This is a genomic window from Thiocystis violacea (assembly GCF_016583565.1).
In the GTDB taxonomy this organism is placed as follows: domain Bacteria; phylum Pseudomonadota; class Gammaproteobacteria; order Chromatiales; family Chromatiaceae; genus Thiorhodococcus; species Thiorhodococcus violaceus_A.
Map to the genome: position 1 here is coordinate 1 of NZ_NRRF01000089.1, position 15,367 is coordinate 15,367.

Sequence of the window (15,367 nt, forward strand, 5' to 3'; positions counted from 1 at the left end):
CCACCGGAGCCACTCCAGGTAGTCGAGGCAGTCCGCATCGGTGCGAAACCAGGACTGGAACTCGCCCGCAGTCCGCGGATAATCAACGCCAGCATGAGGGTAAGTCACCCTTGGAGTTTACTCCGGTTAAGTGGAGACCCCAGAGAGGACTAACCATGGCGTTTCTCGATCACCTCTTGCACGCCGCCTACACGCTCACGCTGCGCGGCGAATCCATGCGCAAGCGCACCTCAACATTGACAGCGGAGGCCGTCACACAGTAACAAGAACGTCCCCGCCGCGTGATCCAAGGATCCGTGTCCGGCTTCGCCGGATCGGGTGTCCGCTTTCCTTCGGACTGAGTGTCCGGTTTCACTGGAATACGCACGCCGCACTCAAAGCCAACCGAGATTGTCGTGCCAACAGGAGTTTCTTCCATGACCCACGCGCTACGGGCTGCATGCTTGCTGCCTATCTGCTTTGTCTTAGCGCTTTACCAGCCGGTTGCTGCCGCAGCCGAATGCAGCGCAAGCTCACTCACCACGCTGCGCAACTGTGTGGCGAATATCGCCAACTACTCTGGAATCGTGCTGACCCAGGATGTTACCTGCACGACCGACGTCGACTGCTGCGGCTCCGGCAACTCTCCTCTGATCGATCTCGTGAGCACTACCGGTAAGACGGTGCGTGGCGACGGAACCTATCGGGTTCTCAAGAGAAGCGCGGGGCAGCGCAACTGCTCGCTGATTCGAGCCGGGACGTCAACGACGATTCGGGACCTCGTGATCGACGAAGATGTGAACGATCCACCATGTAGTCCCGGAGACGGATGCCCGTCTACGGTCATGGTCAACGGCCGCCACAACGTCACCCTCGACAATGTGCGGATCTTCAACGGTAAAGCCTATGTCGTGTACGTTTGGGGATCGGATCGCTTCACCTTCCGCAATGGCGAGATCACGTCGGCTGGGATCATTGGGCTGTACGTCGGCCACAACTCCTACGCACCGTCAGATCATCTCACCATCGAGAACTCGACTTTCCGCTGGGCCCGCACCAACGCCATTGCGATCGAAGGGGTCCGCAACAGCGCATGGGACGCGAGTTGGATCTCGGGCAATCAGATCTACCAAAACCATCTCCACGGGCTGTGGACATGTGAGGGCAAAGTGTGCCCAGGAGGCCAAATCTATCTCGCGCGCGGCGAGGGTCTGGTGCTCTATAACAACAACATCTGGGGAGGCCGTTGCGACAATTGCGCGGGCGGGATCTCGGGAATCGAGTTTGGTGATCCCTACGGCGGCGTTACGGTCAACAATGTGACGGTTTCAACGAACCGCATTCACGACAATACGGGCGCGGGTGTGCCCAGGAGGCCAAATCTATCTCGCGCGCGGCGAGGGTCTGGTGCTCTATAACAACAACATCTGGGGAGGCCGTTGCGACAATTGCGCGGGCGGGATCTCGGGAATCGAGTTTGGTGATCCCTACGGCGGCGTTACGGTCAACAATGTGACGGTTTCAACGAACCGCATTCACGACAATACGGGCGCGGGCTTCTACCTGAATGTTGGCACCTCAATGCCGTACGTCGGCTTTAGTGACAATTCGCTGTACAACAACACACTCGGGTGCTCCCTGGCTCCAACGGGATACCAAGCCCCTCCTTGCCAATAATCCATAGTCCGACGGCTCGCCTGCGCCCACGGGCGAGCCCCTACTCACCTGGTTTTACCGTCACCAGCACCTCAATATACTCGGCGCGGATGCCACGACTCAGATCGTCCGTCTTGACCAGGTAGGTGTAGAGTCCGCAAGCGTCGAAGATATGCCGACAGAGGTCGTACCCCCAGTCAACGGTCACGAGTGACCCTTCGGCGTCGATGGGGTTGCCGTGATAGATCGGTGACTCCAAGTGCTCGATCGAGCCGTTAGCGCTGCGCTGGGCGCGTACTCGCGACGGTTCCGCCTGTTTCGTCAGCGGGACCGTGAAGATGTGGGCTCCGCCCGGACGCAGGGTACGCGCGATCTCGCGAAACACCGCCGAAGGATCGAACACATGCTCGATCACGTCCTGAGAGACGTGCAGATCAATGCTCTCGTCGGCGAAGGTGAGCCGCTCCAGATCCTCGCAACGGTATCGACCGACCTGGCTGCCGAGCGCTTCGTTTGGGAAATAATGCGAGGCAGTGTAGGTCCGACATTCTCTCTCCAACCGCACACTCGCACCACGATTCCCCGGTGATGATTCGTGGATGACCAGGTCGCGCCACTGCGGGTAGAAGTCAGCGATGGTTGCCATCAGTGCGCGCTCGCGAGGGATGCTGCCGCAGCACTGACAAAGAAAATGGTCCCTCAGCCACGTTTCGTGCGCGACAAACCGACTTTCCCTGTCGCAGGTCGTGCAGTATCCTTTAGTCTCAAGAATCGGATTACGAAACAATGTCTTGCGGTTACGCCACGTCTGAGCAACGCGGCGATAAAGTGTCCAGGTTCTGATGCTCGGCATTTCGGTAGCGGCCTGCTTACGTCGGATCGATTGCGGAAAACTCATAATGCCAGCATGGCTGCGACTTTTCGCATGCCCTCGCGTCTTCCGCGACTATCGCGGCTTTGAGTGGTTGCATGTTGCTCTGCGGTTCCAATAGAAAATCAAACTATGCTCGTAGGGACAACCTGATGTCGATATCTTCGACAGTGACCCGGAATATTCCCTCCCTGATTGTTACAAACCCTGGAATCGTAGTGGCGATCGGGGTTTGATGGGAGGTAACAACCACCAAGGTGATCCGGCCCCCGAGGGACTGCTGTTTTCACCGCAGGAGGGCCACCACGGCATTGAGGTGCGCTCGGTAACGAGCGCCGTGGTGATCCCGCAGGCCTCGCGGCGCAAGGACTGAGTGAGCCAGGACGCCTCACCACACATGTTCGTTTCGCCTCGAGGCGACCCGCTCAAGAACACCAAAGAGCAGGTAACAATAGGAGGGGAGTTTTCAACCGGGGTGCCGAGTTGGGCGGCGCATCGGCGCCGAGATCCTGGGTGGCGAGCGTGCCGCCTATGGCGGACAGATCGTTGCGTCCCTGTCACGCCAGTTGGAGTCCGAATACGGTCGGGGCTTTGGCGAAAAGAACCTGCGCCGCATGGTGCAGTTCGCCGAGGTATTTCCCGACGAGGCGATTGTCGTAGCGCTGATACGAGAATTGACCTGGACCCACTTCCTGGCCCTGTTGCCGCTGAAAGACCCGCTCGCCCGCGAGTTCTACGCCGAAATGTGCCGGATCGAACGCTGGAGCGTGCGCGCCCTGCGCCAGAAGATCGACGGCATGTTGTTCGAGCGCACCGCCTTGTCCAAGCACGGCGAAGACTCCATCCGTCGCGAGCTCGACCACCTCCGTGAGGGTCGCATGACCCCCGATCTGGTCTTTCGCGATCCGTATCTTCTCGACTTCCTCGGCCTGACCGAGGCCTACAGCGAAAAAGACCTGGAGGCCGCCATCCTGCGCGAAATGGAGGGCGTCTTGCTCGAGTTGGGCAGCGGGTTCTGTTTCGTCGCCCGGCAAAAACGCATGACGGTCGGTCAAGACGATTTCTACCTCGACCTGCTCTTCTACCACCGCTACCTGCGGCGCCTGATCGCGGTGGAGCTCAAGCTGGAATCCTTCCGGCCCGCCCATACCGACCAGATGGAGCTGTACCTGCGTTGGCTCGACAAGTAGGGGTTTTTGGCCCAAACCGTCAAAAATCTGCACTAGCTCTCGAACGGGAAGCGGACGTAAGCCGGTGGGCTGCCAAGCGACCTGAGATTATTTAAATCAGTAGCCTGCGCTATGTCGAACAACTTAATACATCGCTGACCGGGCGTGTAGGCCGAGTATGATTGGGGTTTTCCGATCCGGCCGCCACGGACATGTCCGAGTTGTCTCTGGACGATCTTGATGGTGACTCCCTCCCTCAGAGTGGCGATCGGCTTCAGATCCTCTCGCCAGAGGAGTACGAGAAGCTGGAGATCGTGACGCATTGGCTCGACGACGAGACTTTGTTGTCCGGAGGCGGCGCCGAGCCGATCCGTGCCTTCCGTGCAAGTCATGAGCCTTTGCGGACCTATGAAAGCCGGAGAGAGATGGCCTCGCACATTTCAGACTTGGTCCATATCCGTGCGACCGGTAGTGCCTGGTGCACCGCCGACGATGGGGGGTGCGCCGGTCGTAGCGTGGTCGAAAATACCCGTTGCGGCGACTGCCAGAACGCCGTCATCGATAGCCGGAATCTGCAACGCTGGGCGGGGATCTATGCTCAACAGCTGGAGTTGAGGGATATCGAGGACCTCGGGCCGGCGGCCAAGCTGCGGGTCGACCGCGATATCGCCCGGTGCGAGCAGGTGCTGCAGGATCTAGGGGCGCTTGAAGCCGTTCAGACCACGGCCGGGATCTTCGAGAGCTCCACGTGAGCACGCGAGCTGAACACACTCGTGAATCCCTGCTGCAGGCGCTGTATCGCCTGGAGAGGGGCCGCGGCCGGATCGTCAAGGATGGCAAGCTCTCGATCGCTGCGGTGGCGCGGGAGGCCGGTGTGAGCTCTGCGCTGATCCACAACCGCTATCCTGACGTCGCTGATCAGATCAACATCGCAAAGAACAAAGCGTACCGCGCGCAACGTGACGCGAAGGTCAACGAGCTCAAGCGTCAGAAGGACATAAACCGGGAACTGCGGGCTGAGATCGCTGAGCTTTACGCGAAGCTCGCGAAGTCCGCATCTGTGATCGCCGCGCTGACGGCTGAGAATGATCGCCTAGCGGCGATTGTGTCCAGCGAGAATACGATCGTCTTACCGCAGAATCGAGGATAACTGGCTGAGTCGGCGGCTCCGTCCCATCAGCGGTCAGTCCCAAAGTCAACAGCGGTGACTCGTGAATGCTGCATTGCAGTCACTCATGTTGCAGTGACTCTCGTTTGATCGCGCTTCGTCGGCCTTCACCCGGTCGCATTGCGGCGCTAGCCGGTCTCGATTCATCCTGACCGTTCGACTGACTTGGAGTGGTTGAGTCAATCATCCCTGCCGTTGCTTCCAGATCTCAGGGGCGCTAGCAATATCGAGGCTACGAATTGGAGACCGCTGCAGCCGGCTCCCTCGCTGCTGGCGTTTGGCTAGACACGCTACGACGGGGGCTGTCCGGAATGATCGCGACGGACGCCAGCCCGGCCAGGATCAGCGCCACACCCGTGAGGCTGCACGCATCGACCGCTTCATCGACCACGAGGATCGCCAGCAGCCAGGCCGTCACAGGCTCGGCGAGCGCCAAGGTGACCGCAGTGGAGGCGGCCATTCGGGCGAGTCCCCAGGTATAGAGCACATAGGCCAAGCCAGTCGCACCGATTCCGAGGGCGGCGAGTGTCATCCAGGTCGAGGCGCCGCTCAGCCAGTCGAGTGGCCCCAATAACAAGACCGGCAAGGTCATCAATGCCGCCACGGAGAAGGTCGCCGCAGCGGTTGTGATCGGAGGCGCCCGGTGACCGATGCTGCGCGTCACGAACGAATAGGCCGCGTAGGACGCGCCGGAGACCAGTGCCAAGCCGATCCCGATGAGTGAGTCATCGGCACCATGGCCGGCGAGTCCCAGTAAGCCGACGCCGAGGACGGACAGCGCCTGGCCAGCCAGACGCACGCGCGGCGGCCAGCGTCGATCGGCGAGGCTCTCATAGACTGTCGCCCAGACCAGGGCACTCCCGATCGCGACGGCTGTGCCGATGCCCACGCCGGCCTTGGTCACGGCCAAGAAGAAGCAGAGATTGTAGGTGCCGATGGCAAGTCCGGCCGCGAGAATTCGCCACCAGGGGAGGCGCCAGAAGGCATTGCGACTCGCGCGCCGCGCCAAGGCGAGCAACAGCAGCAAGGCGGCCCCGAGCAATAGGCGCAAGGCACCCACGGCCATGGGGGCGCGGTCCGCCGGCAATTGGCTCTGCAGGGTTCCTGTCGTTCCCCACAGCACGGCAGCGGCCAGCACGGCGGCCATTCCCAGCCATCGCGGAGACATCAACGAAAACGCGCGTATTGAAAGCACATGCGCTGACGATAGCCGCCGGCGAAACGCAGGTATTGCGCCTTCGTTTCAGTTTATTGATCCAGCGTTCCAAGCGGTCTGCCAGCCCGACGCCAGGCACCTGGGGTTCGCCCCGTTTCACGCCGCATGGCGCGGGTCAGCGCCGCCTGATCGGCAAAGCCGCTCGACAGCGCGATTTCGGCAAGGGTGCGACGGCCTTCGGTGAGTGCCGCCATGGCCACGCTCAGCCGAACCCGGGTGACGAAGCGCGCCGGGGTCTCCTCGCCCTCGGCGGCTAATGCGCGATAGGGCGCGGAGCGGCTGAGGTGGACGACCCGCGCGAGGCGAGCGACCGACCAGTCGGTTGCGGGCCGGCGTCGAATCTCAGCGGCGAGCGCGGCCCGGATTGAGCTCCGCGCGGGCTCGGCGACGAGTGCACCCACGACCAGCGTCGCCAGCGCCGCTCCCTCCTCGGGCCCGAGGTCGCGGTGGCGACAGCGCAGGGCGGCATAATCGATCAGCGACTGGAGCGGTCTGGGGGGTGGGAAGAAGTGCATGCGCGCGAGTCGATCCAGCACGGTGTCGGGGAAGCCCCGTGCGGGGACGTCGAGCACCAGCGAGCGGTTCGTCGCGAGTCCGGCTTGGGTATGCCGCACCTCGGGCGGAATGAAGGCGGCGAGGCCGGTGGAGAGCTGCGCACCGCGTCCCTCAACCTCGATCTCGAGCACACCTTCGATCGGCAGCACGAGCTGCACCGCATCATGGCTGTGCAGCGTGCCGGCGCCATCGTATGCACGGATCTCCAGTTCGGCCTTCATTGCACCACCGAATCTCAGGCCGCTTGGGCCTGCCCGTGCGCCCCGAGCTCGCTCGCGATCTCATTCACCAGGGTGGAGACCGCGCGAGAACGGGCCTGGTGGGCGATGCGCACGACCTGGGCAACCGTTGGCGGCAGCACGAAGGGCTCAGACAAGACTTCCATGTCCGGGGTGATCTGCCGAGCATTCAGGAGACTCACCCCAAGGCCCGCATGAACCGCGGAGATAATCCCCGCGATGCTGGGACAGGTCAGCACGGTCACGAGTCCCGGCGGCTGCGATTGACCCGCCTCGGTGGCCCATTGCCGGTAGAAGCAGTTGTCGTCGAAGGACAGAAAGGGCACCGGACGCGTGAGGTCGAGCGGCAGATCCGGCGACTTGACCCAGTGCAGGCTATCCGTGAACAAGACGCGATCGGACGGGCGCGCGCGGTGGGTGAAGAGCTGCAGAATCCCGGCATCCAGCTCGCCGCGCTCGAGTCGCTCCTCGATCAAGCGACTCTGGCCGACCTGGGTCTGGACGGCGACCTCCGGATGCCGTCGGGTGAATCGGCCGAGGATGCGCGATAGACCGCCACCGGTGGTGTCTTCGGTCATGCCGAGCCGGATCTGGCCCGTCAGCGGCTGCTGGCCGAGGCTCAGCACCGCCTCGTCATGCAGGGAGAGAATGCGGCGGGCATAGCGCAAGAGTCGCTCGCCCTCCGCGGTGAGCAGCGGCGCTCCGGCACGACGGGCCAGCAGTGCGCAGCCAAGCTCGGCCTCCAGCCGTTTGATCTTGTGCGAGACGGCCGACTGCGACAGAGCCAGCTGCTCCGCCGCGCGGGTCACGCCGCCCGTGTCCTCGACGGCGCAGAGTGCCTGCAGGGAGCCGATCTCGAGTCGTGGCTTCATCTTGAGCAGATATGACGAAAATCGATGGTTTGATCGAAACAAGTCTTTTGAATCATAGTTCGACGAGCGACATCATGCCAGGAAACGTCACTATGAGGTTTCCCATGCCGCACATCGTCACCGATCACGTCATCGTCCAGGGCATGCGCATCGCCTATGGCGTCCATGGCGCCGGCGAGCCCGTCGTGCTCTTGCACGGCACTCCTTCAGCCTCGCTCATCTGGCGGAATGTCATGCCACGACTGGTCGAGGCGGGCTATCAGGTGCATGTCTTCGATCTGCTCGGCTACGGACACTCGGAGCGCCCTTGGGATCCGGCGGTCGACACCTCGATCTCAGGCCAGGTCCCCATCCTCGAGGGGATGCTGGCCCATTGGGGGCTCGACTCGGTTCATCTGGTGGCGCACGACTTCGGTGGTGGGATCGCGCAGCGGTTCGCCGTCTTCTTCCCGGAGCGTCTGCGCAGCCTGACCTTGATCGATACCGTGAGCTTCGACAGCTACCCCTCGCCCCGGACGCGCGAGCAGATGGCGGCTGGGCTCGACACGCTGACCCGGATGCCCGACGCCGAGCACCGAGCACACTTCCGCGACTGGCTGCTGGGCGCCGTCTACCATCAAGAGCGCTTCGCATCCGAGACGCTCGAAACCTACCTGGGTCTCATCTCGGGACCCATCGGCCAGGCCAGTCTGTTCCAGCATCAGATCGCGCACTATGACCCCAAGCACACCTTGGAGGTGGCCCCGCGCCTCGCCGAGCTTGCGACCATCCCGGTGCAGATCCTCTGGGGCGAGAACGACGCCTGGCAGCAGGTCGACTGGGCGCACAAGCTCCATGCGGCGATTCCGGGCTCGGTCCTGCATCTCATCCCGGAGTGCGGTCATTTCGCGATGGAGGATCAACCGGATGCGATCAGCCGGCTGATCGGGCGCTTCCTCACTGAGCGCGGCGCTGAGTTCACACGAGGAGAAAAGCTGCAATGAGCACACGCATTCCAGAGACCATGTCCGGCGTCGTCCTCACCGGTCACGGCGGCTTGGACAAGCTCGAATGGCGCGACGATTTGCCCGTGCCGAGACCGGGTCCGGGGGAGGTCCTGATCCGCGTCGCGGCCTCGTCGGTCAACAACACGGACATCAATACGCGCACGGCCTGGTACTCGAAGTCGGTGCGTGGGGATACGGCATCGGCGGTCGCGGGCGGCGCGAGCGCCTCCGCCGCCGCCGACGGCGCCTGGTCGGGCCAGCCCATCGTCTTCCCGCTGATCCAGGGTGCCGACTGCTGCGGCACGATCGTCGCCGTTGGCGACCAGGTGCCGTCGGCGCGGATCGGTGAGCGGGTGCTGGTGCGCGCGATACAATCGATCCGGACCAGCGACGGCAGCCTGACGACCTGGACCCTGGGCTCGGAGTGCGACGGCGCCTTTGCCGAGTACGCCAAGATCAAGGCCGGCCATGCCTTGCCGATTCGCTCGGACTGGACCGACCTGGAGCTGGCGTCGATCCCCTGCGCCTACTCGACGGCGGAGGCCATGCTGCAGAAGGTCGCCCTCGGCGCCGAGCGGGTGCTGATCACCGGCGCCTCGGGCGGTGTCGGGCTGGCCGCCGTGCAGCTCGCCAAGCGCCGCGGTGCGGAGGTGACCGCTATGACCAACGCCGACAAGGCGCAGGCCTTGCGCGCGGCAGGGGCCAACGCGACCCTCGACCGGGATGATCCCTTGTCCAAGGAGGCTTTCGATGCCGTGGTGGACGTCGTCGCCGGTCCTTGCTGGCCGGCGCTGATCAATGCCCTCAAGCCAGGCGGTCGCTATGTGGTGGCGGGCGCCATCGCCGGGCCGATCGTCGAGCTGGACGTACGCACGCTCTATCTGCACGACCTGACCCTCTACGGCTCCACCCGCCAGCCGGATAACGTCTTTGAAGATCTTGCCGGCTACATCGAGCGTGGCGAGCTGCGTCCGTGCATTGCCCAGACCTTCGATCTGAAGCAGATCCACGAGGCGCAGCGTGTCTTCCTCGAGAAACGGCATGTGGGCAAGATCGTGCTGCGCGTCGCGCGTTGAACGGAGATCGAAACGACCTGGGTGGTCCTTTGTCTGGAGTTCGAGCCAGCTCCAAATGGTGGATTGCTATGCTTCAACGATTGCACGACACATGGACCGGAGCGCAGGCCAACTTGCACAGGCACTCGGAGCATTTTGCGTCTGCAATGGCGAGAACGCACTCGGTCACAGCAATGGTCTCGACGACAGATCCACCACGGAATCCGGCCGCCACCGCGCGTGTTCGGACTGACCGCTACCCGCGTCGAAGAGACGGTCGCGTCAGTAGGATGACTGACCGCTCCGATCCAAAGAGGTTAGCGGCAGTCGGCTGGGCGTAAGCGCGGGGTCTACGTGGAAGTGGCGGCTGGTGACACGACTGTTGGGTCTACCCCAACCACGGGCGTCGGACAACAAGAGGGTCCACTCCACCTGCTCCATCTTCCAGATCCACTCACCCTGAGGATCTTGCTCAAAGGCTTCACGTGGTGACGTCGGGGAGGGGGCCGCCAGGGACTGGTCGACCAGCGCGGTGAGCAGCGGATCAGTCAGGTATCGGCCTCCCAAGGCACCAAAAGGGATCGGCGCCGCATGCAGCGATCCCAGCGTGCTGGCGTCTCGCCAGCCACCACACCGCACCAGGGTCAAGAGCGCGAGCGCCGCATCCGCTGTCAGGGCGTCGGGCTGAAGGTCACTGACGGCGTTGTCTCGGTAGTTCTGACACAACAGCGCAATTGCACCGTGCGCCGCACGCGTGCCCTCGGTTTCCATCCGTGCCTGGCGACACGCCGGACAGTCGCATGTCGGGACCTCCACGTGTGGACAGCGCCCGCAGCGCAACGGACGGTTCGCAGGCCGCCCCCTTCGGACCTGCCGCACATCGCGTGGACGCAAGAGTGGTGCACCACAGACGGGGCAGGGTTGATTGGTAATCTCCGGCGGGAAATGGTCAACCAGGCGCTTTGCGCCACACGCCACGCCGAATGTTTTGAGGAGCACGGCGACCTTCTCGCCCGCGTAATAGCGGTCGATCAGGGTCCGCTGGGTCGCGGCATCCAGATGGGCCAAGGGTGAGTCTGTCATCGTGTGAGTCCTGTGATGAAAGGCCCTCACGATAGGCATCCAGCGGCCAATTGTCACTCATAGAGCGTGGCCTTAAAGGAGTCGGGTTGCGAGCATACTCGGATGCAGACAGGGCTGACCAGCGCCGAGCGCGAAGACCTCCGCCAGTTCGGCCAGCGCCTTGCCGCGCTGCGCCGGGAGCGGGGCTGGTCACAGGAACGCTTAGCCTTGGAGAGCGGACTATCACGCAGCTATCTGGGGGGTGTCGAGCGCGGTCAGCGCAACATTGCCCTGTTGAACCTGCTGTGTTTGATCCGAACGCTCGCCTGTGAACCCAATGCGCTGATGCAACCGTCGTCCTGACGCGCCGCCTCGGCGGGGCTCATCCAGGGTCTTGCCGGAGTGCATGACGAGCGGTCTCTCGGTCTGACGCCTATCGGTGAGGGGAGGGCGGTCTCCTTGGCTGGGAGATGCGCCGCTTACGCGCGCACCCAGTTCGCCTGGCCCAGTCTCTTGGAGACACCCGTGGGCAGCGCACAGCGGCCGCTCAGCCTGCGTGCACAATCGCATGACCCAATCGGTGGGGGTCAGCGCTGAAACCCGTCTGCGCGCGTCTAGCGCCGCTCAGCGCCCGATGCTGGGGGCTGGTCAGCCGCTTGGCCTGAGACCATCCGGCGTGATGACGCGGCGACCCCGGAACAACGCCCCCGAGATCGGGCGGCACCGATCCATCTGTTGTCCCTCCACGGCCTGCTGACCACCGCCAATGCGCCTGCAGCGGGGGTGTCAGCGGCGTCCATGAACCCTCCTTCCCACCCCATGTGTTGCCTGCTGGCTGCGGGACGGTCGCGCTGGCGAAATGATATTTTGCGCGATTATCGACAACCAATCGTCATCACATGCGCGATTAACACGATACAACCCGAGATGTTGCGTGATTTTGCGCGCTGATCGTCACTGCGCGCGGTTGCATGCCATTTTCGTTTGTTTGTATCGCAAGAATCTCGATGCGTGTTGATATGCTGTGCGCGATAATCGCGGCACACTGCGGGGCAAGATGTGTGAAGTTAGCTAACCGACGGAGTCGGCCAGCTAACTTCACAACCCTTATTCGCGCACAGCGCTCAACGGTCATCTTGCTCTGCGAGGCCAGCCGGCGACCGCCGGCGCTATCAGGAAGGAGAACCGCCCGTGGGACCTGTCAGAAAGAACCCTTTCCGGATCCCGGTTATCACAAAAGCGGAGCAGGCCATCCTGACAATGGCTCACCAGGCTGGCAGGCGCGTGGTCGACCTCGAAAAGGCCGAAGACCTCATCCGCGTCAACGCCGATCGCGGACGGCTGAAGCGCTGGTTGAGAAATGCCCCTCGGCCTTGCCACTTCGACCTGAACGAGATCCGCCGCTTGCGTGAGCGCATCGAGGGCGCACCGCGCGTTGGGATGACAGGGAGCACACCGCTGGAGATCCAGGTGAGTCGATGTCGGGGTCCGCTCACGAAACGGAAAAAATCGTACGCTAAGCCTCGGTTAGGCTCCTCAATGATCGGAACTTGCCTTGCTCAACGTCTCTGTTCTGTCGCCAGATGTAGTCGCCAGTCAGGTTGATGTGCTCCCATCCCAGCGGGGAGAGATGTGGCAGTAGGCTCTCGTCGACGTTCTTGCCTGCCTCGCGTAAGGCCTGGATCGTGCGCTCCAGGTAGACCGTATTCCACAAGAGGATCGCCGCCACGACTAAGTTCAGACCGTTGGCACGGTAGCGTTGGTTGTCGAAACGCCGGTCGCGGATCTCACCAAGCCGGTTCAGGAAGACAGCACAAGCCAGCGCATTCTTCGCTTCCCCCTTGTTCAGCCCGATCTGCACCCGACGACGCAGCTCGACGTTCTGCATCCAATCGAGGGCGAACAAGGTGCGCTCGATGCGCCCAAGCTCGCGCAGGGCGACCGCCAATCCATTCTGGCGCGGATAGCTGCCGAGCTTGCGCAGCATGAGCGAAGCGCTGACGGTGCCGCGTTTGATCGAGACCGCCAGACGCAGGATGTCGTCCCAGTGGGCACGGATGTGCTTCAGGTTGACCGTGCCGCCGATCAGGCTGGCGAGTGTCGGGTAGGCTTTGGCGTTGCCGTGGATGTAGAGGCGCTTGTCGGCGAGGTCGCGAATCCGCGGCGCGAAGCGAAAGCCAAGTAGGTGGTAGGGCATGTAGCTGTGTCACGCCTCGCCGGTTTGAGTCTGATCTCGCGACAAATGAAGCTCGCTGAGCCGCCCGGTCTTGATGATCCGGCCTGAAGTCAGCCTGACTGCAGGAGGGCGGCGACGCCGCCTGAACCTAATGGCGCGCGATGCCCGCGCAGGCCGCCTTGCGCCGATGTCGCGTCTCGGGCGTGTTCTCGGTGAGCAACGCCGCCTGGGCAAGGCGGCATTCCTGACGCGCTTGCGCCTCGGCATCCACCGGCTCGGCCCATTCCACACGTGCCTGCGTTGGTCGATAGCTCGCCGCGGCCGCGCAGTACATCTGTCGCAGATGCCGGTAGTCGGGATGGTTGTGCGGATGCGCCTGCAGCTCCTGGCACAGCTTCCCGAAGAGATCCTTGGCCGCCTCAGTGCAGCGCGCCAAGCGCACGACATTCCCGCGCTCGCCCTCACAGACCGAGGCCTCGCGAATGTGCCACTGCTGATGGGCGAAGGTCACTGTCAGCCCTTGATGCGCCATCGCCTCCGTGCGGAGCGCGAGATCTATGTGGTCAAAGGCTTCGGTCGCAGCGTTCAAGTAGCTTGCGAGCAGTGCGGAGATCGGATCCATGGGGGCAGTCTTACTTGGCGATTGGCGTCGTGGACGCCCGAAGTTAGCACGCAGCGTGCGCAAGACCTGTCGGGTCGGTCACAGAACGAGCAGGGGAACCATGCGATGGTCGATCATGGCACGTTGGGTCCGTGCAGACCCGCGCCGCCATTGTGTATGAAACCGACACCAATCCTGACGGACAGGGAGAGACAGGACGTATGGCAAGACGAGGTCGCAGGAGTGAGATGGAGAAGCTGATCGACGTCGCAGCGATGCTGCCGTGGTGGCTTGCGCTGTCGATCGCCGTGCTGAGCTATGGGCTGCTTCACCCACTGGCGGAAGCACCACGGCCGCAAGTGACCGATCCCCATGACCTAGCGGGTCCGATGCTCGGGGCTGCGCTCCGATCGGTCGCCATGATCGGGCAGTACGTTCTGCCGGCCATCTTCACACTCGGGGCCGGGCTCTCAGCCTTGAAGGCGCGCCGGAACAAGCGGCTGCTCGCCGAGGCCAAGTCCGTTTCGGGCCATGCCGACTTGGCGAATCTCTCCTGGGAAGACTTCGAGCACCTCGTCGGCGAGGCCTTCCGCGCGCGTGGCTTCGCTGTCCGCGAAACGCGGCCGGGTCCGGATGGCGGTGTGGATCTGGAGCTGCGCAAGAACAATGAGCTTCACCTGGTGCAGTGTAAACGCTGGCGGGCGCGCTCGGTCGGTGTCGAGATCGTGCGCGAGCTCTACGGCGTCATGGCCGCGCGCGGTGCTATCGGCGGCTATGTGGTGTCCTCGGGCTCCTTCAGCCAAGAAGCCCGTCAGTTCGCGGCTGGCCGCAACATCGAGCTGTGGGACGGAAAGACCCTCAAGGCCGTGATTCTCGGAGTCGAGCGACGGCCTCAGCAGGCCAAGCCCATCACTGACAGGGCAGGGCGCTCGCCGGGAGACACGACGCCAACCTGTCCGAGCTGCGGTGCGCAGATGGTGCGCCGCACCGCCAAGCGCGGCGCCGAGGCCGGAAAGTCGTTCTGGGGCTGTTCGACCTTCCCGAAGTGTCGAGGCACGCGGCCTGACGCGGCATAGGCCCCACCATGATTGCCCTGGATCTGCGACAGATGAAACGCACGCTCAGGGCGCGCTCAAGCCCCGTTTCTGGAGCTTCACATTGTTGCCGGTGACGACGGGTCGCGATTCGTCACTGGACTCGCCTCTAAGTGTAGCGAACTGCAATCATCCAGCGCTTGAACCGCACTCATCGCGATTTCTCGACCAGATTATCTGATTCTATCCTGGGGCCTGAAATCACTTTCCTTGCAACTCAAACCAGATTCATTGCCACCAGACCACAATCATCTGGTCGAAAGGAATGGTTCGAAGGAGATGGGAAATGCGCGTTTTCTCTTTAGAGTAGTTGGTCCTGCGCACCGAGATAATCTGCACGACCAAAGTTGACTTGCTTCAAAGGGAAGGGTTTCTTGCGGCGTTCCGTCGTCCGTGCTATCAGTGGGACATAAAAGAGGTCTGGGCTCTCCACTTAACCGGAGTTCCTCCACGGACGGTTTGCGGGAGGGAGGTCGAGGCTTGGCGGGTGGCCATTTGCCCTCGGCGGGGTGGGGAGTACTGTTCGGGGTCGCTGGGTCAGTGCGAGTTCCTTGTAGCGCACAGGCTCGTTCGCAATCGCGAGTTCGAGTACCCGGTAGAACACCATCCCACGGCTGCGGGACCGCCGGCGGTTGAAGCGGAACACGAACTCGTTCAGGTAGCTGGCA

16 protein-coding genes and 3 pseudogenes are annotated in these 15,367 nt (G+C 62.9%); 11 read left to right on the top strand and 8 right to left on the bottom strand.

What is annotated here, in order from left to right:
- Positions 1–155 precede the first annotated feature (155 nt).
- The 3 genes from CKO23_RS25980 to CKO23_RS26795 all read left to right on the top strand — a co-directional run bounded on the left by CKO23_RS25980 (position 156) and on the right by CKO23_RS26795 (position 1,656).
- Positions 156–263: an ATP-binding protein gene (locus CKO23_RS25980; RefSeq protein ID WP_242482635.1), complete on the top strand. Its 108-nt coding sequence runs from the start codon at positions 156–158 to the stop codon at positions 261–263.
- A gap of 153 nt (positions 264–416) precedes the next feature.
- On the top strand, positions 417–1,397 hold the full coding sequence (locus CKO23_RS21575) for a right-handed parallel beta-helix repeat-containing protein (RefSeq protein WP_200334928.1): 981 nt from the start codon (positions 417–419) through the stop codon (positions 1,395–1,397).
- Positions 1,387–1,656, top strand: a complete 270-nt coding sequence (locus tag CKO23_RS26795; protein WP_200334930.1) for a right-handed parallel beta-helix repeat-containing protein — start codon at positions 1,387–1,389, stop codon at positions 1,654–1,656. Before CKO23_RS21575 ends, CKO23_RS26795 begins: the two co-directional genes overlap by 11 nt.
- Positions 1,657–1,696: 40 nt before the next feature.
- Here the strand turns inward: CKO23_RS26795 and CKO23_RS21585 are convergent, their stop codons facing one another.
- Positions 1,697–2,533: a class I SAM-dependent methyltransferase gene (locus tag CKO23_RS21585; protein ID WP_200334932.1), complete on the bottom strand. Its 837-nt coding sequence runs from the start codon at positions 2,531–2,533 to the stop codon at positions 1,697–1,699.
- 464 nt (positions 2,534–2,997) lie between these two features.
- On the opposite strand from CKO23_RS21585, the pseudogene CKO23_RS26970 reads away from it, so the two are divergent.
- From CKO23_RS26970 to CKO23_RS21600, 4 genes and pseudogenes are all read left to right on the top strand, one after another.
- A pseudogene (locus CKO23_RS26970) lies at positions 2,998–3,306 on the top strand (DUF1016 N-terminal domain-containing protein); the annotation flags it as partial.
- 78 nt (positions 3,307–3,384) lie between these two features.
- The gene (locus tag CKO23_RS26975; protein WP_440870590.1) at positions 3,385–3,696 is read left to right on the top strand and encodes a PDDEXK nuclease domain-containing protein; all 312 of its coding nucleotides are present in this window, start codon (positions 3,385–3,387) and stop codon (positions 3,694–3,696) included.
- 191 nt (positions 3,697–3,887) lie between these two features.
- On the top strand, positions 3,888–4,427 hold the full coding sequence (locus CKO23_RS21595; RefSeq protein ID WP_200334934.1) for a hypothetical protein: 540 nt from the start codon (positions 3,888–3,890) through the stop codon (positions 4,425–4,427).
- Positions 4,424–4,825: a hypothetical protein gene (locus CKO23_RS21600; protein ID WP_200334936.1), complete on the top strand. Its 402-nt coding sequence runs from the start codon at positions 4,424–4,426 to the stop codon at positions 4,823–4,825. The genes CKO23_RS21595 and CKO23_RS21600 overlap by 4 nt, the downstream gene beginning before the upstream one ends.
- A 250-nt stretch (positions 4,826–5,075) precedes the next feature.
- On the opposite strand, the gene CKO23_RS21605 is transcribed toward CKO23_RS21600, so the two are convergent.
- The 3 genes from CKO23_RS21605 to CKO23_RS21615 all read right to left on the bottom strand — a co-directional run bounded on the left by CKO23_RS21605 (position 5,076) and on the right by CKO23_RS21615 (position 7,725).
- Positions 5,076–6,011: a DMT family transporter gene (locus CKO23_RS21605; RefSeq protein ID WP_200334938.1), complete on the bottom strand. Its 936-nt coding sequence runs from the start codon at positions 6,009–6,011 to the stop codon at positions 5,076–5,078.
- 80 nt (positions 6,012–6,091) lie between these two features.
- Positions 6,092–6,835, bottom strand: coding sequence for a helix-turn-helix domain-containing protein (locus CKO23_RS21610; RefSeq protein WP_200334940.1), 744 nt, complete (start codon positions 6,833–6,835; stop codon positions 6,092–6,094).
- Between the two features lie 14 nt (positions 6,836–6,849).
- Positions 6,850–7,725, bottom strand: a complete 876-nt coding sequence (locus tag CKO23_RS21615) for a LysR family transcriptional regulator (RefSeq protein ID WP_200334942.1) — start codon at positions 7,723–7,725, stop codon at positions 6,850–6,852.
- A 92-nt stretch (positions 7,726–7,817) separates the two neighbouring features.
- Between CKO23_RS21615 and CKO23_RS21620 the strand changes: the two genes are divergently transcribed.
- Positions 7,818–8,708, top strand: coding sequence for an alpha/beta fold hydrolase (locus CKO23_RS21620; protein ID WP_242482636.1), 891 nt, complete (start codon positions 7,818–7,820; stop codon positions 8,706–8,708).
- Entirely contained in the window at positions 8,705–9,787 is a 1,083-nt protein-coding gene (locus CKO23_RS21625; RefSeq protein WP_200334944.1) for an alcohol dehydrogenase family protein, read from the top strand. Before CKO23_RS21620 ends, CKO23_RS21625 begins: the two co-directional genes overlap by 4 nt.
- 261 nt (positions 9,788–10,048) lie before the next feature.
- Here the strand turns inward: CKO23_RS21625 and CKO23_RS21630 are convergent, their stop codons facing one another.
- Positions 10,049–10,537, bottom strand: a complete 489-nt coding sequence (locus CKO23_RS21630) for a hypothetical protein (RefSeq protein WP_200334946.1) — start codon at positions 10,535–10,537, stop codon at positions 10,049–10,051.
- A 414-nt stretch (positions 10,538–10,951) separates the two neighbouring features.
- Between CKO23_RS21630 and CKO23_RS21635 the strand changes: the two genes are divergently transcribed.
- Positions 10,952–11,191: a helix-turn-helix domain-containing protein gene (locus CKO23_RS21635; RefSeq protein ID WP_200334948.1), complete on the top strand. Its 240-nt coding sequence runs from the start codon at positions 10,952–10,954 to the stop codon at positions 11,189–11,191.
- A gap of 1,153 nt (positions 11,192–12,344) precedes the next feature.
- Here CKO23_RS21635 and CKO23_RS21640 read toward each other — a convergent pair.
- Positions 12,345–13,019 (bottom strand): annotated as a pseudogene (locus CKO23_RS21640) (Tn3 family transposase); the annotation flags it as partial.
- A 133-nt stretch (positions 13,020–13,152) separates the two neighbouring features.
- The gene (locus CKO23_RS21645; RefSeq protein WP_200334950.1) at positions 13,153–13,626 is read right to left on the bottom strand and encodes a hypothetical protein; all 474 of its coding nucleotides are present in this window, start codon (positions 13,624–13,626) and stop codon (positions 13,153–13,155) included.
- Positions 13,627–13,853: 227 nt separating this feature from the next.
- On the opposite strand from CKO23_RS21645, the gene CKO23_RS25985 reads away from it, so the two are divergent.
- Positions 13,854–14,681: a restriction endonuclease gene (locus CKO23_RS25985; protein ID WP_242482637.1), complete on the top strand. Its 828-nt coding sequence runs from the start codon at positions 13,854–13,856 to the stop codon at positions 14,679–14,681.
- 562 nt (positions 14,682–15,243) lie between these two features.
- Here CKO23_RS25985 and CKO23_RS26980 read toward each other — a convergent pair.
- Positions 15,244–15,367: pseudogene (locus CKO23_RS26980) on the bottom strand (IS1595 family transposase); the annotation flags it as partial.